We start from the raw sequence: 21,663 nt of genomic DNA, 5'->3' as shown, positions 1-21,663 counted from the left end.
ATAAAATAGAGCAGGGGGTTAAAAAATGTCAAGTTATAGTGAACAATTAAAAATCTTTGCTGGTAGTTCACATCCTAAATTGGCCCAAGATCTTTGTGATTATTTGGGTACTGAATTGGTTGATGCTGACATAAAAAGATTTGAAGATGGTGAAATAAGTGTTAGAATTCATGAAACTGTAAGAGGAGCAGATGTTTTTGTAGTACAACCTACTTCACCTCCTGTCAATGAAAATTTAATGGAATTATTAGTGATAATAGATGCTTTAAGAAGAGCATCTGCTAGAAGAATAACAGCTGTTATTCCTTATTATGGTTATGCTAGACAGGATAGAAAAGCAAGGCCTAGAGACCCTATCACTTCCAAACTAGTGGCTAATTTATTAACTCAAGCAGGGGCGAGAAGGGTACTAGCAATTGATTTTCATGCTCCTCAAATCCAGGGTTTTTTTGATATCCCTGTTGATCATTTATATGCTTCTCCAATTATGATTGATTACTTTAAAGATTTTAAAAGGTCAGATTTAATTGCTGTTGCACCTGATGTTGGTTCAGTTAAAAGAGTTCGTTCTTTTGCAGAAAGTTTAAATATTCCAATGGCAATTATTGATAAAAGAAGACCTAAACCAAATATAGCTGAAGTAATGAATGTAATTGGTGAAGTTGACAATAAAAATGTTATTTTATTAGATGATATTATTGATACTGCTGGCACAATTACTGCTGCCGCTAAAATTTTAAAAGAAAAAGGTGCTAAAGATGTTTATGCCTGTGGAACTCATGCTCTTTTTTCAGGCCCAGCAATTGAACGCTTAAAAAAAGCACCAATAACTAAAATAGTAGTTACTAATACAATAGCTCAAAAACAGTATAAGCTCGACAATTTGGAGGTTCTTTCTATAGCTCCATTAGTAGGAGAAGCAATTGATAGAATTTTTAAGGATTTATCTGTAAGTGTATTATTTTAAATAATTTTTCTAAAATGCTTGCTCAAACAGAGCTTTGATGTTATAATAAAATTTGTTATGTCTTATTTATAGCAGATCTGCCAGTATTATAAAGTAATCTGGCTTAAATTTAATTTATGCAAGGAGAGGATAGTCATGGAGAGACATTCTATTGAAGCTGAACTAAGAACTGAAACTGGAAAGGGAGCAGCCCGTACTATAAGAAGGGACGGACTAATTCCTGGTGTTGTTTATGGAAGAGGAAATGATCCAAGATCTATCAAGGTAGATCCACTGGACATTGAAAAGCTTCTCCATTCAAATGCTATCTTTGATCTGACTTTTGTCGGAGAAGATGGAGGAGAAGATGAAGCAACTGTTATTATTAAAGATTATCAAAAAGATGTAATTAAGCAGAACTTGCTTCATGTAGATTTTCAATTTATTTCTATGGATGAGAAGATTACTGTTTCTGTACCAATGCGTTTAGAAGGAGATGCACTTGGTGTTCGTAATGGTGGAGTGCTTCAGCACTTATTACGCGAAATTGAGATTGATGCTTTACCAGCTGAGATCCCAGAAGAAATTACCATTGATATTTCTGAACTCGAAGTAGGAGAATCTCTAGCTGTTGCTGATCTTGAACTTTCTGAGGGCTTAGATCTAGTTACAGAAAGTGATGAAGTTATTGTAACTGTTGTTACACCTACTGAGCTAGTAGAGGAAGACGAAGAAACAGAAGCTGAAGATGAATTCTTAGAACCAGAAGTAATTGGTGAAGATGATGAAGAAGAGGAAGAAGTAGAAGAAGAACCAGCAGAATAATTAAAGAAATAATATTGGGCGTAGCTCAAATTTAGAGCTGCGCTTAATTTGTTATTGGAGGTTTAAAGCTTGAAAGTAATTGCTGGCCTCGGTAATCCAGGTCAAAAATATGCTCAGACAAGACATAATATAGGATTTATGGTTATTAATGAATTAGCCAAAAGATTTAAGATAAATAGTAGTTATAAATTTGATGGATTGATTGGCGACTTTTTTTTAGGTTCAGAAAAAGTAATTATTTTTCAACCTTTGCAATATATGAACAAAAGTGGCCAGCCTATTTATAAATTGCTTGACTACTTCAATATTGAAAGTGAAAATCTATTAGTTATTCATGATGATTTAGATTTAGATTTAGGTAAAATTAAATTTAAACAAAATGGAAGTAGTGGCGGTCATAATGGAATTAAATCCATTATTAATAATTTAGGTACTAAAGAATTTAAAAGACTTAAAATTGGAATTGGAAGACCACCTGAAAATGTACCAGTTCCTGATTTTGTATTAACTACTTTTAAAAGTGAATCTAAAAAAATAGCAGAGCAAACAGTTGCTAAAGCAGCCTCTGCAGTTGAATTGATGTTAAAAGAAGATATTATGAAGGCAATGAATAAATATAATGGATAATTGTTAGGCCCGTACATTTTATGTAGGGGCTATTTTGGCATTTTTTTAAGGCTAGTTTTTATGTTGGGTTGATATTTTTGTTTAGTCTATGATGGCTTTTTAAAGGAGTAGTATTTAAATGAAGTTTAAAGATTTATTATTAAAAAACAAAAAATTTAAGAAGATTGCAAAAAACATAAATAATTCTAGTCAATCTATTAGTGGTTTAAGTGGAAGTAGACTTGCGTATTTTGCAGTTAATTTTTTAAAAGAAGCAGCAAAAGATATTGTTTTCTTTTTGCCTGATAATTATTATTTACAGCAGATGCAAGAAGATTTAATTAGATTGATTGGTAAGGATGAATTTTTGGTTTTTCCAGAAGAAGAAATATTGCCACATGAGCAATTAATGCCTGATTTAACTACAATGAGTGAAAGAACTCAGGTATTAACAGAGCTTGTATTTTCTATTGACCAAAAAAAGAAAATAATTTTGACAACTCCAGCTGCTGTTTTCAAAAAATTACCTCCAAAAGCCATTTATAATCAACAAAGTATCAACCTGAGCAAAAATAATGAAGTTAAGATTGAAAAATTAAGAGAAAGACTGTTTGCCTTAGGTTACCAAAGAGAAGAAATGGTAGAAGCTCCAGGTCAATATAGTATTCGGGGTGGAATTATTGATATTTTTACTCTTTTAGATGAACAACCATTTAGAATTGAGCTGTTTGGAGATGAAGTTGATTCAATTAGAAAAATAGACTTAACTGCTCAACGTTCTAAAAAAGAAGTAGAAAAGCTAACTATTCCTCCTTTTGCCAATTTAGTTATTGATCAAAAGGTGATTAAAAGAGCTTATCCTAAACTAGAAGCTGCTTATGCTGCTGCTGTCAAAAAGCTTGCAGAAAATAATTGCCAAAAAGAAGCTAGTTATTTAAGAGAAAAAGCAAAAAAAATGTTAGAAGATCTAAAAGAAAAACATCGTTTTCCTGGTTTTGAACAATTTTTACCTTTTTATTATCAAGAGACTAATAATTTTTTTGATTATTTATCAGAAAGTATAGTTTTTGCAGTTAGACCTAAAAAAATAGAGCAATTAACTCATTCTTATTACCAAGAAATTTTAGAAACATATAACCGGCTTTTAGAACAAGGGATAGTTTTTCCCCAATATATAGACAATTTTATTTCTGAAGCTGAATTGAAAACTGAACTTGAAAAAAATCAAATAATTACTATTAATTCTGATTTTGACGAAAAAGAATCTAAAAAAAGTGATATTCATTTTAAGACAAGTGCTTTAGAGCCATTTCATGGTCAGTTAGAATTATTTAGTGAAAAAGTGATTCAACTTTTAAAAAAGAAATATAAAATAGCTATTACTTTAAATTCAGCTAGTAAAAAAAGACGTTTAAAAATGTTTCTGGAAGAAAAAAATTTAATTATAGGTGAGGATTTTGAAGAAAGTAGAATAATTATCTTAGCTAATAGTTTAGCTGAAGGTTTTATTTTTGAAGATATCAAACTTGCTGTTTTCAGTGATAAAGAAGTTTTTGGTAATGAACAGAAAAGAAAAAGAAAAATCGGTGATTTTGAAGATGGAGTTGCTATTTCTAATGTCAATGATTTAAAATCTGGTGATTATGTTGTTCATGAAAACCATGGTATTGGTAAATATTTAGGAGTTAAAACTCTAGAAATACAAAATAAGCATAAAGATTATTTAGTTTTGAAATATGCTGGAGAAGATAAGCTTTATGTTCCAACTGAAAAAATTGATCTTGTTCAAAAGTATATTGGTTCAGATGCTGGTAATCCTAAATTATATAAATTAGGTAGTAGTGACTGGAAAAAAGTTAAAGAAAAAGTGCAGCAATCTGTAGAAAAAATGGCAGTCGGCCTTTTAGAATTATATGCTGAAAGAGAAACTTTAACTGGATATCAATTTCCAAAAGATGATGTTTGGCAAAAAGAATTTGAAGATTCTTTTCCCTTTGAAGAAACGCCTGATCAGAAAAAAGCGATTTCTGCTTTGAAATCTGATATGGAATCAATTAAGCCAATGGATAGATTATTATGTGGTGATGTTGGTTATGGAAAAACTGAAGTTGCAATTAGAGCTGCATTTAAAGCTGCTTTGGCAAGTAAGCAAACTGCAGTTTTAGTGCCCACAACTATTTTGGCTCAACAGCATTATAATACTTTTTCAGAAAGAATTGAAGAATTTCCAGTGAGAGTTGGGATCTTAAGTCGTTTTAATACTGCCGCTGAACAGCGAAAAACATTAAAAAGGTTGATTAAGGGTGAAATTGATATTTTAATTGGAACACATCGTCTTTTGTCTAAAGATGTTATTTTTGCTGATTTAGGTTTATTAATTATTGATGAAGAACAAAGATTTGGAGTTACTCATAAGGAAAAATTAAAAGATTTAAAAAGAAATGTGGATGTTTTAACTTTAACTGCAACTCCAATTCCTAGAACTTTACATATGGCTTTAGTTGGGGTTAGAGATATGAGTTTAATTGAAACTCCACCTGAAAATAGATATCCAATTAGAACTTTTATTAAAGAAGATAATAGTGAATTAATTACAAGTGCTATTAGAAGGGAATTAGCCAGAAATGGACAGATTTATTTTGTCCACAATCGGGTTAAGGATATAGAAAAAACAGCTGGTAAATTACAGAAATTAATGCCTGAAGCAAAAATTGCAGTTGCACATGGACAAATGAATGAAAAACGTTTAGAAAAAATAATGTATGATTTTTATCAACAAAAATTTGATATTCTAGTCTGTACAACAATTATTGAGACTGGACTTGATATTCCAAATGTCAATACTATTATTATTAATCATGCAGATCGCATGGGTTTATCACAATTATATCAGCTGCGAGGTAGAGTTGGGAGAACAAATAGAATTGCTTATGCTTATTTACTTTATGAAAAGGATCGAATTTTGGCTGAAGTAGCTGAAAAACGTTTAGAGGCAATTAAAGAATTTTCATCTTTAGGCTCAGGTTTTAAAATTGCAATGCGAGATTTAGAAATTAGAGGTGCTGGTAATTTATTAGGGCCAGAACAAAGTGGACATATTGCAGCAGTTGGATTTTCTTTATACACTAAATTATTAGAGGGAACAATAGAAGAATTAAAAGGTGAGCAGCAAGAGAAAAATATTGAGGTAGAAGTTGATCTTAAACTTGATGCTTATATACCTGATGAATATATTAAATATGAAGCTAGAAAAATTGAGATTTATAAAAAAATTAAAGCGATAAGAAATGAAGCAGATGCTCTAGATACAATTGATGAATTAATTGATAGATTTGGTGAACCACCTTTAGAAGTTATGCGGTTGATTAATATATCTCGACTTAAATTTTTGGCTGCTGAATTAAATATTGAGCTAATCAAAGAAGAAAAGGGTAAAATTAAATGTCAATTTATTAGTTCAGAAGTTGTTAATGGCAGTAAATTAGTTAAATTTAGTCAAAAGTATAAGCGAAAAGTGAAAATTAAATCTGCTAAGAAACCCCAGTTGTTAATCAAAATTGAGTCGCAAGAACAGATAGATAAAAAATTATTTAAAATGTTAAAAACTCTAAAAAATATTTAAACTTCAAATTATTTATAATTTACTAAGTTTTAATTAAAAGGGTGGGAAATATGTCGGAAAGCACCAAAAAAGGAAGTTTTATTAAAGGAGCAGCAATTTTAACAGCAGCAGGCTTAACAGCCCGGGTGATGGGATTTGGTTACCGGGTTATTTTAACGAGGATTATTGGAGCTGAAGGAATGGGCCTTTATCAAATGGCTTATCCTATTTATACAGTATTATTAGTTATTTCTCGTTCTGGGATTCCAGTTGCATTAGCTAAATTGATTGCAGATAAAATAGCTGCTGAAAAGAAAAAAGAAGCTTATAAAATATTTAAAGTAGCTAGAAAAATGAGTTTTATAGTTGGTTTAATAATTTCAATAATTATGGCCGTAATTGCTAAACCCCTTATTTCTTTACTTGCCCTTGACCCCCGTTCTTATTATGCTGTACTTGCAATTTCACCTGCTATTTTTGTTGTTTCAATTATGGCAGCTTATCGAGGTTTTTTTCAAGGCTTACAGGATATGGTTCCAACTGCCAAATCACAAATATTAGAACAATTTATTCGGATGTTTACAATGGTAGGATTAGTTATTGTTTTAGTTCCTCAAGGTTTAGATTATGCTGCAGCTGGGGCTAGTTTTGGGGCAGTAACGGGAGCTTTAGCAGGATTATTAATTTTATTATATATTTATTCTAAACGAAAAGAAACAATATTTTCTTTTTTAGAAACAGGGTATGACTCAATTGACTTAAATACTAAAGATGTTGTGCAAAAAATAGTTTCACTTGCTGTACCAATAACTTTGGGGGCACTTGTGATGCCAATAATGAGTCTTGTTGATTTGGTTTTTGTACCAAATAGACTGCAGGCTGCTGGTTATGCAGTTAGAGAAGCGACAGCCCTTTATGGAATGTTTTCTGCTGTAGCAATGCCTTTGGTTAATTTCCCTACGATTATTACGGTTTCATTAGCAGCCAGTTTAGTTCCTGCAATTGCAGAGGCTTTTACTCTTGGTAAACAAAAGTTAATTAATTATAGAACTCAGACTGCTCTAAGGTTAACTGTTTTAATTTCTTTGCCAGCTTCTACTGGATTATTTTTATTAGCAAAACCATTAACTGATATTATTTTTGCTGAGCCAAAAGCAGCAGTTCCATTGCAATTTGTTGCTTGGGGAGTCTTTTTTATTGCTTTACAACAAACAAGTACTGGTATTTTGAATGGGATTGGTAAAACATCAATTCCTGCCAAAAATCTAATGATTGGAGCAATTTTTAATGCTGTAATAAATTATAGCTTAACCGCTATACCTGCTTTTGGAATTAGAGGAGCTGCTTTAGGAACAACTATTGGTTTTGCAATTGCTGCTTTTTTAAATTTATATCATGTAAGAAAAGAGTGTAAATTTAAAATTGATACTAAAAGTTTGATTTTAAAACCTTTAGTTTCTGTTATTTTAATGGGCTTTTTTGTTAAAATATTTTATAATATCGCTTTAAATAGTCTAGAGATGCTTAAGTTTAATTATTTTTATCAGCTAGCAACCTTTAGTACTGTTTTGGCAGCTGCTATATTTTATTTTATTTTACTTTTAATTTTCAAAGAAATTAAATATAATGACTTAGTTATGATACCTGTTTTAGGTAAGAAACTTGCTAAATTATTAAACAAACTAGGATTTTTAGAAATTTAATAGTATTTTAATGATTAGATGATATCTTTTTATTGATTGCTAAATTTAAAGGAGGAACTATTTTGGATAAAGAAAATAAGGAGGCTACTTTAGCAGAACTAGATAAATTGATCCAAGTTATGTCTGTTTTAAGAGGACCTAATGGATGTCCTTGGGATAAAAAACAAGATTATTATTCTTTAAAAGAAAATATTATTGAAGAGGCATATGAAGTAGTAGAAGCTTTAGAAAAAAATGATATAGAAGCATTTAAAGAGGAACTTGGAGATCTTTTGCTGCAAGTTGTATTTGAATCTCAAATAGCATATGAAAAGGGAGATTTTGATCTTGGAGATGTGGCATCTGTTTTAAGAGAAAAGCTTATTCGACGTCATCCACATGTTTTTGCTGAAGCAAATATAGTTGGCTCAGAAGCTGTTTTAAGAAACTGGGAAAAAATTAAAGCAGAAGAAAGAGCAAAAACTAATCAATTTGAATCAATACTAGATAAGTTTAATCAAGGTCAAAGTGCTTTAAATCAAGCTTATGATATCCAAAAAATTGCAGCTGATGTTGGATTTGATTGGAAGCAATTAAGTCCAGTTCTAGATAAGATTGAAGAAGAGTTAGCAGAATGCAAAGAAATTTTGGGAGCTAATACAGATAATAGTTTATTTAATAAAGATACTTTAGATTCAGGTGCAAAAGAAAAGTTAGAAACAGAAATTGGTGATTTGCTTTTTGCAGTAGTTAATTTAGCAAGATTCAAGAAAATAAATCCTGAATTAGCCTTGTTGAAAACAATTTTGAAATTTAAAAACAGATTCCAATTTATTGAAAAAAAGATTATAAATAAAAAATCTACTTTTGAGGATTATGATTTAGTAGAATTGGATCAATTTTGGGAACAGGCTAAAGCCAAAGAGTAAAATTTTATAGGAGGTTAAAAAATGAAAAAGAATAATGTTTTATATATTTTGTTAATAACTATTTTTATGGTGCTTACAATTTTGCCAACAACTTTTGCTTTTGATATTAAACCAGAATCAGCCTTTTTGATAGAAGCTGAAACAGGTCAAGTATTATTTGAAAAAAATGCTGATCGGAAATTACCTCCCGCAAGTATGACAAAAATTATGCCACTTTTAATTACTATGGAAAAATTAGAAGAGGGAAGTATTTCTTTAACAGATCAAGTAACAATTAGTAGATATGCAGAGTCAATGGGAGGATCTCAAATATTTTTAGCTGCAAATACACAAGTAGAATTGGAAAAATTAATTAAGGCAGTTACAATTGCTTCTGGTAATGATGCTAGTGTTGCTATTGGAGAATATATTGCTGGAACATATAGTAATTTTATAGCTATGATGAATGAGAGAGCTGAAGAATTAGGAATGGATTCAACAAATTTTTCTAATTCGACTGGTTTACCAACAACTAATCATTATTCTACTGCTCATGACATTTCAATTATGGCTCGTGAGTTAGTTAAACATTCACAAGTTTTACATTGGGCTTCAATTTGGACTGAAACTATTGATTTGCCAAATAGAAAAGCTATGTTAGTAAATACGAATAGTTTAATTAATAAATATCCAAGTATGGATGGTTTAAAAACAGGGCATACTCAAGAAGCAGGTTATTGTTTAACTGCAACTGCTAAAAAAGGGGATGTGCGTTTGATCTCTGTAGTAATGCAGGGAGAAACATTAACTGCAAGAGAAGAAGCAACAACTAGACTGCTTGATTACGGTTTTAATAGTTTTTCTAAAAGGAAGATAGCAAATTCAGGTGAGCAAATTCAAAATATAGAAGTTGCGAATTCAGCTAATAAAGTTGCAGTAGGCGAAATAGCTGAAGATTTATCTATTATGGTTCAAAAAGGCAAAGAAAATGAAATTTCTCAAAAAGTAGAAGTAAATGATTCCTTAACTGCTCCGATTGCTAAGGGTGAAACTATTGGGCACTTGAAAGTATATAGAGGAGAAACTGAAATCGCTAAAGTCAATGTATTGGCTGCTGAAGAAATAAAGCAAGCAAATATTATTGTTCGCCTTTGGAGAAAACTTATTAATCTTATTTAAAAAGTTTATAATTAATTATAAAAATAATAATTGAACTTAGTTATTGTAAAAATCTCTACTTATATATAGGTAGAGATTTTTGTCTTTTCTAAGTTAAATAAGTTGCTTCTTATAAGTTTCTAATTATTAATTTCAAAAAAATAAAAAAAATAGTTGATAGTTGTTGACAAATAAGATATTTAATGTTAAAATGATTTATGTTGTTGAGACATCAATGAGCTTTGGCAAGAAAATCTTTTTTAAAGTTTTTCTAAAAAGTTCTTGACAAATTGAGTGTGAGTTGATACAATATTAATTGTCGCTGATAAAAAACGCAGCGAATTATAAAAACAAATTACTTCTACATACTGCTTTTAATAAGTAAGTGTAAATTTAAAATTTGTTTTAATAAAAGAGTTTTATGCGAAGGGGTCAATCCCCTAGCAAGGCATCATCCTTTTGTTCTACAAAAGAAGATGCAGGTGACGCACTCGATGTGCTAACGCAAAATCGACAATGCGTCATAAAAAGAAGATTTTGTGAACCTTGAAAATTAAACAGCAAGCCAACGTTAATATACTTTGAGTGTTAAAACTTAAAAGTAATTATTATAGTTTAAAGCTTATATTAAATAATATGAGCCAAATTCAAATTCTTTTTATGGAGAGTTTGATCCTGGCTCAGGACGAACGCTGGCGGCGTGCTTAACACATGCAAGTCGAACGGTCTACCTCGACTGATACCTTCGGGTTGAAGACGAGATCTAGATAGTGGCGGACGGGTGAGTAACACGTGAATAATCTGTCCTCAAGTCTGGGATAACCTGGCGAAAGTCGGGCTAATCCGAGGTAAGCTGAGAGTGTGGCATCACACAATCAGAAAAGGTGGCTCTGCCATCGTTTGAGGAGGAGTTCGCGGTAGATTAGCTAGCTGGTGAGGTAATGGCTCACCAGGGCAACAATCTATAGCTGGTCTGAGAGGACGATCAGTCACACTGGAACTGAGACACGGTCCAGACTCCTACGGGAGGCAGCAGTGGGGAATCTTCCACAATGGGCGAAAGCCTGATGGAGCAACGCCGCGTGAGTGAAGAAGGTCTTAGGATTGTAAAGCTCTGTCCTTAGGGAAGAACCGTGGGTATAGTAAATGCTACCCACCTGACGGTACCTTTGGAGGAAGCACTGGCTAACTACGTGCCAGCAGCCGCGGTAATACGTAGAGTGCAAGCGTTGTCCGGAATTATTGGGCGTAAAGGGTACGCAGGCGGATAATCAAGTCAAGCGTGAAAGGTGTCGGCTTAACCGACAGACTGCGTTTGAAACTGGTTATCTTGAGTGTAACAGAGGAGAGTGGAATTCCTAGTGTAGTGGTGAAATACGTAGATATTAGGAAGAACACCAGTGGCGAAGGCGACTCTCTGGGTTAACACTGACGCTGAGGTACGAAAGCTGGGGGAGCGAACGGGATTAGATACCCCGGTAGTCCCAGCCGTAAACGATGGATACTAGGTGTTGGAGGTTCGAATCCTTCAGTGCCGGAGTTAACGCATTAAGTATCCCGCCTGGGGATTACGATCGCAAGATTGAAACTCAAAGGAATTGACGGGGGCCCGCACAAGCGGTGGAGCATGTGGTTTAATTCGAAGCAACGCGAAGAACCTTACCGAGAATTGACATCCCGTGACCATCTATGAGAGTAGAATTTAGCACTTTGTGCTACACGGAGACAGGTGGTGCATGGCTGTCGTCAGCTCGTGTCGTGAGATGTTGGGTTAAGTCCCGCAACGAGCGCAACCCCTATTCTTAGTTGCCAGCGAGTAATGTCGGGGACTCTAAGAAGACTGCCGGTGAAAGTCGGAGGAAGGTGGGGATGACGTCAAGTCCTCATGCCCTTTATATCTCGGGCTACACACGTGCTACAATGGTTGATACAGAGGGGAGCTAAGCTGCGAAGTGGAGCAAATCCTTGAAAATCAATCCCAGTTCGGATTGCAGGCTGCAACTCGCCTGTATGAAGTTGGAATCGCTAGTAATCGCAGGTCAGCATACTGCGGTGAATACGTTCCCGGGCCTTGTACACACCGCCCGTCACACCAATCGAGTTGGGTGCACCAGAAGTCATCTGCGGATGCCAAAGGTGTGCCCGGCAAGAGGGGTGAAGTCGTAACAAGGTAGCCGTACCGGAAGGTGCGGCTGGATCACCTCCTTTCTAAGGAGAGAACGTGAGCTTGCTGTTTAATTTTGAAGGTTTAATTAACTTTAGTTTAACTTTTTTGTAAAAAAGAAGTTATACTAGAGTAATGAAATCTTTTATAAATAATATATAATAGTTAATCTAAATGAAGAGCTTTAATGAGGCTTCATTATTATTAACTTAACTAAACACTCTTTGATACACAAAAATGATTGTTTAGTATTAGGCCATTGAGGCCGTCAAAACTGTACATTGAAAAATGCATATAGGAAATAGATTGATTAAGCTAGAAAGAGCTTATGGTGGATGCCTTGGCATTCAGAGTTGATGAAGGACGCGACCGGCTGCGAAAAGCCGTGGGGAGCTGCTAAATAAGCGTAGATCCGCGGATATCCGAATGGGGAAACCCACCAGTGTGGAGCACTGGTATTATATAGTGAAATAAGTAGCTATATAAGAACAAGCAGGAGAACTGAAACATCTTAGTACCCTGAGGAAAAGAAATCAAAACGAGATTCCCTTAGTAGCGGCGAGCGAAAGGGGAAGAGTCCAAACACTAAAGTGTAAGTCTGTAGACGTTGCTTTAAGTGGGTGTAGGATAGACTGTCTAAAAACTACAGTTTTTAGCTAACTTAAATTTTTTACCGAGTCGAATAAGCTGGGAAGCTAAACCAAAGAAGGTAATAGTCCTGTAGACGTAAGGTAAAAGAAGTTAGAGAATTATCCAGAGTATCACGAGACACGAGAAACCTTGTGAGAATATGGGAGGACCACCTTCCAAGACTAAATACTCCTGAATGACCGATAGTGAACAAGTACCGTGAGGGAAAGGTGAAAAGAACCCCGGAAGGGGAGTGAAATAGAAACTGAAACCATAAGCTTACAACAAGTAGGAGGGCTATTTAAAAGCCTGACTGCGTACTTTTTGTATCACGGACCGGCGAGTTACCAATCGTAGCGAAAGGTTAAGTCATAGAGATGAAGCCAGAGCGAAAGCGAGTCTGATAAGGGCGGAAGTTATGATTGGTAGACCCGAAACCGAGTGATCTATCCATGACCAGGGTGAAGCGAGTGTAAGAGCTTGTGGAGGCCCGAACCCACTTATGTTGAAAAATGAGGGGATGAGTTGTGGATAGGGGTGAAAGGCCAATCGAACTCGGAGATAGCTGGTTCTCCTCGAAATAGCTTTAGGGCTAGCCTCGATGTAAAAGTTAAATGGTTGTAGAGCACTGATTGGACAAGGGGCCCAACAAGGTTACCAAATCCATTCAAACTCCGAATGCCGTTTAATGTTCATCGGGAGTCAGACTATGTGGGATAAGCTTCATAGTCAAAAGGGAAACAGCCCAGACCACCAGATAAGGTCCCAAAGTATATGCTAAGTGGAAAAGGAAGTGAGATCGCACAGACAACCAGGATGTTGGCTTAGAAGCAGCCACTCATTTAAAGAGTGCGTAATAGCTCACTGGTTAAGCGGTTTTGCGCCGAAAATGTAACGGGGCTAAAGCATATCACCGAAGCTGTGGATTTATGGTTATATTTATATAATTGTAAGTGGTAGAGGAGCATTGTGTACGGAACGAAGCTGTACCGTAAGGAGCAGTGGACTGTACAGAAGAGAGAATGCCGGTATGAGTAACGAAAAAAGGAGTGAGAATCTCCTTCGCCGAAAGTCTAAGGATTCCTGGGGAAGGCTCGTCCTCCCAGGGTTAGTCGGGACCTAAGCCGAGGCCGAAAGGCGTAGGTGATGGAAAATCTGTAAAGATTCAGATACCACTATAAATTGTTTGAGTGAAGTGGGGACGCGGCAAAGAGAGTGGAGCGTGTGACTGGAAGAACACGTATAAGCTAATGAGTTAGGGTAAGGAGGCAAATCCCTTTACCTGCTAATAACTTTTAGTGATGTGGAGCCAATAGAGGTGAAGCCACTTAATGAGTCGCCAAGAAAAACCACTAATGAGATTTATAGTGCCCGTACCGCAAACCGACACAGGTAGACGGGAAGAGAATTCTAAGGCGCGCGAGAGAACCCTTGTTAAGGAACTCGGCAAAATGACCCCGTAACTTCGGGAGAAGGGGTACCCATTAGCATTAGCTAGTGGGTCGCAGCGAAAAGATCCAAGCGACTGTTTATCAAAAACACAGGTCTCTGCTAAGTCGTAAGACGAAGTATAGGGGCTGACGCCTGCCCGGTGCTGGAAGGTCAAGGAGAAGGCTTAGTGCTTGCCACGAAGGTCTGAACCTAAGCCCCAGTAAACGGCGGCCGTAACTATAACGGTCCTAAGGTAGCGAAATTCCTTGTCGGGTAAGTTCCGACCTGCACGAATGGCGTAACGACTTGGATGCTGTCTCAACAAGGGACTCGGTGAAATTAAATTGCCTGTGAAGATGCAGGCTACCTGCGACAGGACGGAAAGACCCCGTGGAGCTTTACTGCAGCCTGATATTGGGTTTTGATGTAGAATGTACAGGATAGGTGGGAGACTTTGAAACTGGCATGCCAATGTCAGTGGAGTCGCTGGTGGGATACCACCCTTTCTACAGCGGAATTCTAACTGGAGGCCATAAACTGGTCACAGGACATTGTCAGGCGGGCAGTTTGACTGGGGCGGTCGCCTCCCAAACAGTAACGGAGGCGCTCAAAGGTTCCCTCAGTGCGGATGGAAATCGCACGAAGAGTGTAAAGGCATAAGGGAGCTTAACTGCAAGACAGACAAGTCGAGCAGGTACGAAAGTAGGACTTAGTGATCCGGCGGTATAGTGTGGAATTGCCGTCGCTCAACGGATAAAAGTTACCCCGGGGATAACAGGCTTATCTCCCCCAAGAGTTCACATCGACGGGGAGGTTTGGCACCTCGATGTCGGCTCATCGCATCCTGGAGCTGAAGCAGGTTCCAAGGGTTTGGCTGTTCGCCAATTAAAAGCGGTACGCGAGCTGGGTTCAGAACGTCGTGAGACAGTTCGGTCCCTATCCGTCGCAGGCGGAAGATACTTGAGAAGAGCTGTCCCCAGTACGAGAGGACCGGGATGGACACACCGATGGTGAATCAGTTGTTCCACCAGGAGCATAGCTGAGTAGCTAAGTGTGGAAAAGATAAGCGCTGAAAGCATCTAAGCGTGAAACAGACTTCAAGATTAGGTATCTCACTTCGTTAAGAAGTTAAGATCCCTTAAAGATGATAAGGTAGATAGGCCAGATGTGTAAGTGTAGTAATACATTGAGCTAACTGGTACTAATAGATCGAGGGCTTAATCATTATTTCCTATATGTGTTTTTGATTGTATAGTCTAATATACAATACAATTTTATAGCTTTCCGGTGGTAATAGCGGAGGGGCAACACTTGTTCCCATCTCGAACACAAAAGTTAAGTCCTCCTGCGCCTATGGTACTGCATTGGTAACGATGTGGGAGAGTAGGTCGCTGCCGGTCCTTTTTTTAAAAAACTTGATGAATATATTGGGGTGTAGCCAAGCGGTAAGGCACTGGGTTTTGGTCTCAGGACGCGTAGGTTCGAATCCTACCGCCCCAGCCATTAAATTTCATCAACTTTTTTGGGCCATTAGCTCAGTTGGTAGAGCACCTGACTTTTAATCAGGTTGTCGGAGGTTCGAATCCTCCATGGCTCACCATTTAAATTTATATATTTTTAGCGCGGGGTAGAGCAGTCCGGTAGCTCGTCAGGCTCATAACCTGGAGGTCATCGGTTCGAATCCGGTCCCCGCAACCATTTTTAAAATTTTATATATACATCAGGCAAAAATTAGATGGTAGTGATGCGGGAGTAGCTCAGTTGGCTAGAGCATCAGCCTTCCAAGCTGAGGGTCGCGAGTTCGAGTCTCGTTTCCCGCTCCATATATTAATAACATGGGTCTATAGCTCAGTTGGCTAGAGCATGTGGTTCATACCCACAGTGTCAGAGGTTCAAGTCCTCTTAGACCCACCAAAAGTATTCATGGAGAGGTACCCAAGTGGCTGAAGGGGCGGGTTTGCTAAACCTGTAGCAGGGTATTTACCCTGGCGAGGGTTCGAATCCCTCTCTCTCCGCCATTTAATATATGCCCTCATCGTCTAGGGGTCTAGGACACCAGGTTTTCATCCTGGCGGCAGGGGTTCGAATCCCCTTGAGGGTACCATTTTTTGCGGGCGAATAGCTCAGTTGGGAGAGCACCTGCCTTACAAGCAGGGGGTCACAGGTTCGAGCCCTGTTTCGCCCACCATTTAAATAATCGAAGTATATTGTTGATTAGAAGAGATTCTTATTAGCATCTTACTTCCTACATCCAAATACGGAGGTGTAGCGTAGCGGTTTAACGCGCCGGCCTGTCAAGCCGGAGATCGCGGGTTCAAATCCCGTCTCCTCCGCCATTTTTTTTGCCGATGTAGCTCAGTTGGTAGCAGCGCTTCCATGGTAAGGAAGAGGTCACCGGTTCAACTCCGGTCATCGGCTCCATTAACTCTTAGCCATGGGGATATAGCTCAGCTGGGAGAGCGCTACACTGGCAGTGTAGAGGCCAAGGGTTCGAATCCCTTTATCTCCACCAAAATAATTTGGATGGAGAAAAAAATAATATTCAGATGAGAAGAAGAATAGGAGTTTAGTAGAAAATATTCCTAATTCCTAACTCTTACTTCCTACATTTTATTTGGAGGGGTGCCCGAGTGGTTAAAGGGAGCAGACTGTAAATCTGCCGGCGATGCCTACAAAGGTTCAAATCCTTTCCCCTCCACCATTAAATATGCGGGAATAGCTCAGTGGTAGAGCATCACGTTGCCAACGTGAGGGTCGCGAGTTCAAATCTCGTTTCCCGCTCCATTTATCTGTTTGCACCTTGTGGTGCTTTTTTTATTTTATTATATTTTTCAATATTCAGATAATTTTTAAAAACAAATTTATTTAAAATAAAACTGCCTGAGGCTTGCTGTCTTAGTTATAAATAGATATAATGGTTAGTGAGAGTTTTAATGATAATAATTAAGTTTTAATTAAATAGTTATAATTTAATTAAAGTTTATTAAGGATTGATTTTATGAAAAAGAAAAAAAATGCGATAGTTATTTATGGAACTACAACTTTAGTTTTACTACTTTTATTTTTTATTGCCTTATCGATTGGCTCTACATCTGTTAATTTAGCAGATGTTTTTGATTATTTTTCGGCTAATAAACAAATTTCAGTTTCAAAGTCAATAATTTTAGGAGAAATACGTTTACCTAGAATTATTTTAGCTTTTATTGTTGGAGCTGGTTTAGCTATAGCAGGATCAGTATTTCAAGCTATAATTCGGAATCCAATGGTTGATCCTTATATTATTGGTATTTCTGCTGGGGCTGGTACTGGTTTGATGTTAGCTTTATTTTTAGGAATAGAGATTACTATTTTTAATTTGAGTTCATTACCTGCCTTTGCTTTTTTAGGAGCTGTTTTAACCGTTTTTATTGTTTATCAATTAGCAAAGGTCGGCAGTAAATTGCCAGTTTTAACCTTTCTTTTAGCTGGAGTAGCTGTTAGTTTTATTTTGAATTCATTAATGTCTTTTTTGATGGTTTTAAGAACAGAAAATTTACAGCAATTAGTATATTGGTTAATGGGAAGTTTAGCTGATGGAAACTGGGCAGATCTTAAAATGATCTTACCTTATTTTTCACTTTCTTTTCTTATTATTTTATTTTATTTAAAAGATTTAAATATTTTATTGTTGGGTGAAGAAAGTGCAGCTCACCTTGGAATTAATGTGGAAAAAACTAAAATTATTTTATTAGGGGCTGCTTCTTTAATGACAGCTGCTGTTGTTTCAGTTAGTGGAAGTATTGGCTTTATTGGTTTAGTCGTACCTCATATTGCAAGAATGATTATTGGAGCAGATCATAGAAAACAGGTTCCGTTAGCTGCAGTTTTTGGTGGAGCTTTTTTATTAATTGCAGATACAATTGCTAGAACTGTAATGGCTCCAATGGAATTACCAGTTGGAATTATAACTGCTCTTGCTGGTGGTCCTTATTTTATTTATTTACTTCGTAATAAATCTAAAAATATTTGGTGAAAATAATGTTAAAAACAAATAACATAAAATTTAGTTATGCTCAAGAAAAAATTTTAAAAGGAATTGATTTACAAATAAAAAAAGGTTCTTTTGTTGGGATTATTGGTCCGAATGCTTCTGGAAAATCGACTTTATTGAAAAATATTAGTAAAAGTTTGAAATCAGATAGTGGATTAGTTTATCTTGATCGTAAGTTGTTAAATGACTATGATTCTTTAGAGTTGGCAAAAAAAATGGCTGTGGTACCTCAAAATACGGAAGTAAACTTTAATTTTAATGTTTATGATATTATAATGATGGGTAGACATCCTTATCAAAAACGATGGTCAAGATTAAGCAAAGAAGATAAGAAAATAGTAAAAGAAGCAATGGAGGTTACTCATACTTTAAAATTAAAAAATAAATTAATTAATGAATTATCTGGAGGAGAAAGACAAAGAGTAATAATTGCTAGAGCTTTAGCGCAAAAACCAGATATTCTTTTATTAGATGAGCCGACTTCTAGTTTGGATATTAATTATCAGGGAGAAATTTATGACTTGTTAAATTATCTAAATCAAGAATTTGAAATCACAATTATAACAGTTTCTCATGATTTAAACTTAACTGCTCTTTATTGTGAAGAATTAATATTACTTAAAGATGGCAAAATTTTTGCTGTAGGATCTGCAAATGAGGTTTTAACTGAAAAAAACATTAAAGCAGTTTATCAAGCAGAAGTTTTGATTAAAAAGAATCCTCTTTCTGAAAAACCTTTTGTTACAATATTACCAAAATCTAATTTAAAAAAATTTGAAAAACCTAAAAAAGATTTTAAAATACATGTTATAGCTGGAGGAGGAACTGCTAAGAAATTCCTCTATCAATTAGAAAGTTTAGGTTATGATTTAAGTATAGGTGTGTTAAATATTGGTGATGCTGATTGGCAAGCTGCTAAAGAATTAGGTGTAAAGATTGTTGAAGCACCTCCTTTTATAGATATTTCAAAAAAAGAAATAGTTCAGAATAAGAAACTAATTACTGAGGCAGATTTAATTATTTTAAGTGATTTGCCATTTGGGCATGGAAATCTTGCAAATTTAGAAGTGTTAACTACTGTTCCTAATAAAAATAAAATTTTACTTAATAATCTTAGTATAGATGAAAGAGATTATATTGGTGGAGCAGCTAAAAAAGTTTGGAATAAGTTAATAAAAGAAGATGAAAATATAATTTTATTAAAAAATAAAGATAATTTAGTTTCTGAAATAAAAAAATTGGAAAATTAGAAAGGAAGAAGTACTATGATTAAAGCTGCAGATTTAAATAATGAATATTTTTTAGTACTAATTCCTGGAGAAGAGTTAATTGAAACTGCCTTGCAAGTTCAAGAAATTGTTGCTGAACATTATAACTTGTATCCAGATCAGATACATCCTCAGTTACATATTACCATTGATAGAATTAATAAAAACAAAGTTGAAAAAGCGAAAAAAATACTTGCAAATAGCTTAAAAAATATTGATAAAATTGAAATAGAGGTAGATAGATTTAGTTGTATTAAATTTTCTAATCAACATCAATTAGTTCTTGAAGTTAATGAAACAGAATCTTTAAAACATTTTTCTGAAAATCTGCATAAAAAACTGGCTGCTGAAGCAATATCTACAATTGATAATTATGAAGAGTGGATGTTTCATATTACAATTATTAGTAATATATTTGCTAAAAATCCGATTCCTGTTGATGAGCTAACTGAAATTTGTTTATTTATGGAAGGAATGTCTCGTCCTTTAGCAGCTGCAGCAGAAAAGTTAGAAATTTGGAGACCAACTTTAGATCCAGTTAAAAAAGTTATTAGAAGTTTTGAATTAAGTTAGAAATTAATTTTAGACTAAATTTAATAAAAAGAGGAAGTGAAATAATATGCAAAAGCAAACTAAAATTAAAGGGTTTATTTTTGATCTTGATGGAGTAATTACAGATACAGCAGAATTTCATTATAAAAGTTGGCAAAAATTAGCTGATGAAGAAGATTTATTTTTTAATCGTGAGGTAAATGAAAAATTACGTGGAGTTTCAAGAATGGAATCTTTAAATATTATTTTGGCTGATCAAGATATTCCAGCTGCTAAAAAAAAGGAGTGGACAGATCGCAAAAATGAATATTATCAAAAATATTTAACAGAAATATCTAAAGCCGATATTTTAGATAATATGGAAGCTAAATTAGAAAAATTAAAAGCAGAAGGTTACAAACTAGCTGTTGGTTCTTCAAGTAGAAATGCAAAAAAAGTTTTAAAACAATTAAAAATAACTAATTTATTTGATATAATAGCTGATGGAAATAGTGTTGAGCGGGCAAAGCCAGCCCCAGATTTATTTTTATATGCTGCTCAAGGATTAGGGTTAAAAGCAGCTGAATGTGTTGTTTTAGAAGATGCAGAGTCTGGAGTTGAAGCAGCTTTAGCTGCTGAGATGAGAGTTATTGGTCTTGGACCAGAAAGTAGAGTTGGTAAAGCAGATTTAGTTTATGCCAATGTGAGTGAAATTAATTTTGAAGAAATTATAAAAAAATTGTAAAAAATATAATAAAAAGAAGGAATTAAAGAGTCTGTCTAGAATAATTATATTAGAGTGTATATTTCAGACTCTTTTTCTTATTTATTTACGCAAGCGCTTGCGTAAATAAAAAGGGGGCAAAGCTATTGTCAATAACACTGAAAGATATAGCCCAAAAAGCAAATGTGGCAGAATCTACTGTTTCGAGAGCTCTTAATGATAAAGCTGGTGTAAGCCAGAGTACTAAAATAAAAATTTTGAAAATTGCTAAAAAAAACAATTATCGTCCGAATCAATTAGCTAGAGGTTTAGCAATTAAAAAAACAAATATGATAGCAGTTATTACAGATGAATTAGACAATCAGGGACAAATTAAAATTGTAAAAGAGATCGAAAAAGAAGCTGAAAAAGCTGGTTATCAAATTATACTCTGTAATACAAAGCAAAATCCTGAAAAAGAGAAGTCATACCTTTCTTTGTTAGAGTCAAATCAAGTAGAAGGAGCAATTTTCATTGGGGACCAACTAGTTGGCAGTGCACTTTTAAAAGCTAGCTTAAGTTCTGAAAATAATATAGTTTTAGTTAATCGCTTAGCAGAAGAAAATTTTTTCACTTCAGTTTTGACTGATTATAGTCATGGTATTTTTAAAGCTACAAAACATTTAATAGAACAAGGTTTTAAAAATATCGCTATTTTAGCTGGTTCAGAAAATAGTTTAATCGAGGCTGAAAAACTAAAAGGATATAAAAAGGCTTTAAAAAATTCAGATTTAAAGCTTAATCATGATCTGATTTTTAAAAATACTGCTGGTAGAAAGGCAGGTTATAATTCTTTTTTAAAATTATGTAAAATGAACTTGATTCCAGATGCTTTTATTTCAACTCAGGAATTAACTACAATTGGCTTAGTTGAGGCTATTAAAACAGGAGGATATTTTATTCCAGATGATTTTGCTCTTATAGGTTATGCAGATACTATTTTGAGTTCCATAATTGAACCTCCACTTAGTGTTTTGAGTGAACCAATAGCAAAATTAGGTAGTTTTTCTTTTGCTTTTTTATTAAATTTGATTAATAATAATTTAGCTGAACCCCAAATTAAAGTTTTAAGTCCTAAATTAATTGTAAGAGAATCATCAATAGCAAAATATAATTAAAA

Annotated in this window: 12 protein-coding genes, 13 tRNA genes and 3 rRNA genes; all 28 read left to right on the top strand. The window is 34.9% G+C overall.

The genetic code is table 11. The features are described from left to right. Positions 1 to 25 precede the first annotated feature (25 nt). The 28 genes from HPRAE_RS09015 to HPRAE_RS08880 all read left to right on the top strand — a co-directional run bounded on the left by HPRAE_RS09015 (position 26) and on the right by HPRAE_RS08880 (position 21,661). Positions 26 to 967 carry a ribose-phosphate diphosphokinase gene (locus HPRAE_RS09015; RefSeq protein ID WP_014553892.1) on the top strand — a complete coding sequence of 314 codons (942 nt, stop codon included), beginning with the start codon at positions 26 to 28 and terminating at the stop codon, positions 965 to 967. Positions 968 to 1,102: 135 nt separating this feature from the next. Next, positions 1,103 to 1,771, top strand: coding sequence for a 50S ribosomal protein L25/general stress protein Ctc (locus HPRAE_RS09010; protein WP_014553891.1), 669 nt, complete (start codon positions 1,103 to 1,105; stop codon positions 1,769 to 1,771). Between the two features lie 69 nt (positions 1,772 to 1,840). Further along, positions 1,841 to 2,398 (top strand): aminoacyl-tRNA hydrolase, encoded by a 558-nt coding sequence (pth, locus tag HPRAE_RS09005; protein ID WP_014553890.1) that lies wholly within the window; start codon positions 1,841 to 1,843, stop codon positions 2,396 to 2,398. 118 nt (positions 2,399 to 2,516) lie between these two features. After that, positions 2,517 to 5,999, top strand: coding sequence for a transcription-repair coupling factor (mfd, locus tag HPRAE_RS09000; RefSeq protein ID WP_014553889.1), 3,483 nt, complete (start codon positions 2,517 to 2,519; stop codon positions 5,997 to 5,999). A 50-nt stretch (positions 6,000 to 6,049) separates the two neighbouring features. Then, complete coding sequence (locus HPRAE_RS08995; protein WP_014553888.1) at positions 6,050 to 7,681, top strand: putative polysaccharide biosynthesis protein; 1,632 nt, start codon at positions 6,050 to 6,052, stop codon at positions 7,679 to 7,681. A 62-nt stretch (positions 7,682 to 7,743) separates the two neighbouring features. Then, positions 7,744 to 8,589, top strand: a complete 846-nt coding sequence (gene mazG / locus HPRAE_RS08990; protein WP_014553887.1) for a nucleoside triphosphate pyrophosphohydrolase — start codon at positions 7,744 to 7,746, stop codon at positions 8,587 to 8,589. Between the two features lie 21 nt (positions 8,590 to 8,610). After that, entirely contained in the window at positions 8,611 to 9,747 is a 1,137-nt protein-coding gene (locus HPRAE_RS08985; protein WP_014553886.1) for a D-alanyl-D-alanine carboxypeptidase family protein, read from the top strand. Positions 9,748 to 10,383: 636 nt separating this feature from the next. Then, a 16S ribosomal RNA gene (locus HPRAE_RS08980) occupies positions 10,384 to 11,934 on the top strand. 264 nt (positions 11,935 to 12,198) lie between these two features. Next, a 23S ribosomal RNA gene (locus tag HPRAE_RS08975) occupies positions 12,199 to 15,176 on the top strand. 58 nt (positions 15,177 to 15,234) lie between these two features. Beyond that, positions 15,235 to 15,351 (top strand): 5S ribosomal RNA (gene rrf / locus HPRAE_RS08970). Together the 16S, 23S and 5S rRNA genes with 13 tRNA genes alongside form the textbook arrangement of a ribosomal RNA operon. 28 nt (positions 15,352 to 15,379) lie before the next feature. Next, a tRNA-Gln gene (locus HPRAE_RS08965) sits at positions 15,380 to 15,454 on the top strand. Positions 15,455 to 15,475: 21 nt separating this feature from the next. After that, positions 15,476 to 15,551, top strand: a tRNA-Lys gene (locus HPRAE_RS08960). Positions 15,552 to 15,572: 21 nt separating this feature from the next. After that, positions 15,573 to 15,649, top strand: a tRNA-Met gene (locus HPRAE_RS08955). Between the two features lie 48 nt (positions 15,650 to 15,697). Continuing rightward, a tRNA-Gly gene (locus tag HPRAE_RS08950) sits at positions 15,698 to 15,774 on the top strand. A 14-nt stretch (positions 15,775 to 15,788) separates the two neighbouring features. Beyond that, positions 15,789 to 15,865 (top strand) — tRNA-Met (locus HPRAE_RS08945). Positions 15,866 to 15,876: 11 nt separating this feature from the next. Beyond that, positions 15,877 to 15,969 (top strand) — tRNA-Ser (locus HPRAE_RS08940). A gap of 10 nt (positions 15,970 to 15,979) precedes the next feature. Further along, a tRNA-Glu gene (locus HPRAE_RS08935) sits at positions 15,980 to 16,055 on the top strand. Between the two features lie 8 nt (positions 16,056 to 16,063). Next, a tRNA-Val gene (locus HPRAE_RS08930) sits at positions 16,064 to 16,139 on the top strand. A 71-nt stretch (positions 16,140 to 16,210) separates the two neighbouring features. After that, positions 16,211 to 16,287: transfer RNA gene (locus HPRAE_RS08925), tRNA-Asp, on the top strand. 8 nt (positions 16,288 to 16,295) lie between these two features. Then, positions 16,296 to 16,372, top strand: a tRNA-Thr gene (locus HPRAE_RS08920). Between the two features lie 15 nt (positions 16,373 to 16,387). After that, positions 16,388 to 16,463: transfer RNA gene (locus HPRAE_RS08915), tRNA-Ala, on the top strand. 104 nt (positions 16,464 to 16,567) lie between these two features. Next, positions 16,568 to 16,652: transfer RNA gene (locus tag HPRAE_RS08910), tRNA-Tyr, on the top strand. A gap of 8 nt (positions 16,653 to 16,660) precedes the next feature. After that, a tRNA-Gly gene (locus HPRAE_RS08905) sits at positions 16,661 to 16,735 on the top strand. 214 nt (positions 16,736 to 16,949) lie between these two features. Continuing rightward, positions 16,950 to 17,963, top strand: a complete 1,014-nt coding sequence (locus tag HPRAE_RS08900) for a FecCD family ABC transporter permease (protein ID WP_014553885.1) — start codon at positions 16,950 to 16,952, stop codon at positions 17,961 to 17,963. Between the two features lie 5 nt (positions 17,964 to 17,968). Continuing rightward, the gene (locus HPRAE_RS08895) at positions 17,969 to 19,231 is read left to right on the top strand and encodes an ABC transporter ATP-binding protein (RefSeq protein ID WP_041607015.1); all 1,263 of its coding nucleotides are present in this window, start codon (positions 17,969 to 17,971) and stop codon (positions 19,229 to 19,231) included. A gap of 15 nt (positions 19,232 to 19,246) precedes the next feature. Next, positions 19,247 to 19,822, top strand: coding sequence for a 2'-5' RNA ligase family protein (locus HPRAE_RS08890; RefSeq protein WP_014553883.1), 576 nt, complete (start codon positions 19,247 to 19,249; stop codon positions 19,820 to 19,822). 46 nt (positions 19,823 to 19,868) lie between these two features. After that, positions 19,869 to 20,525: a beta-phosphoglucomutase gene (pgmB, locus tag HPRAE_RS08885; protein ID WP_014553882.1), complete on the top strand. Its 657-nt coding sequence runs from the start codon at positions 19,869 to 19,871 to the stop codon at positions 20,523 to 20,525. Between the two features lie 125 nt (positions 20,526 to 20,650). After that, complete coding sequence (locus HPRAE_RS08880) at positions 20,651 to 21,661, top strand: LacI family DNA-binding transcriptional regulator (protein WP_014553881.1); 1,011 nt, start codon at positions 20,651 to 20,653, stop codon at positions 21,659 to 21,661. Positions 21,662 to 21,663: the final 2 nt, after the last annotated feature.

This window comes from Halanaerobium praevalens DSM 2228 (assembly GCF_000165465.1).
In the GTDB taxonomy this organism is placed as follows: domain Bacteria; phylum Bacillota; class Halanaerobiia; order Halanaerobiales; family Halanaerobiaceae; genus Halanaerobium; species Halanaerobium praevalens.
The sequence above is the reverse complement of the archived record's forward strand: the minus strand, read 5'-3'. Positions and strand labels throughout refer to the sequence as shown.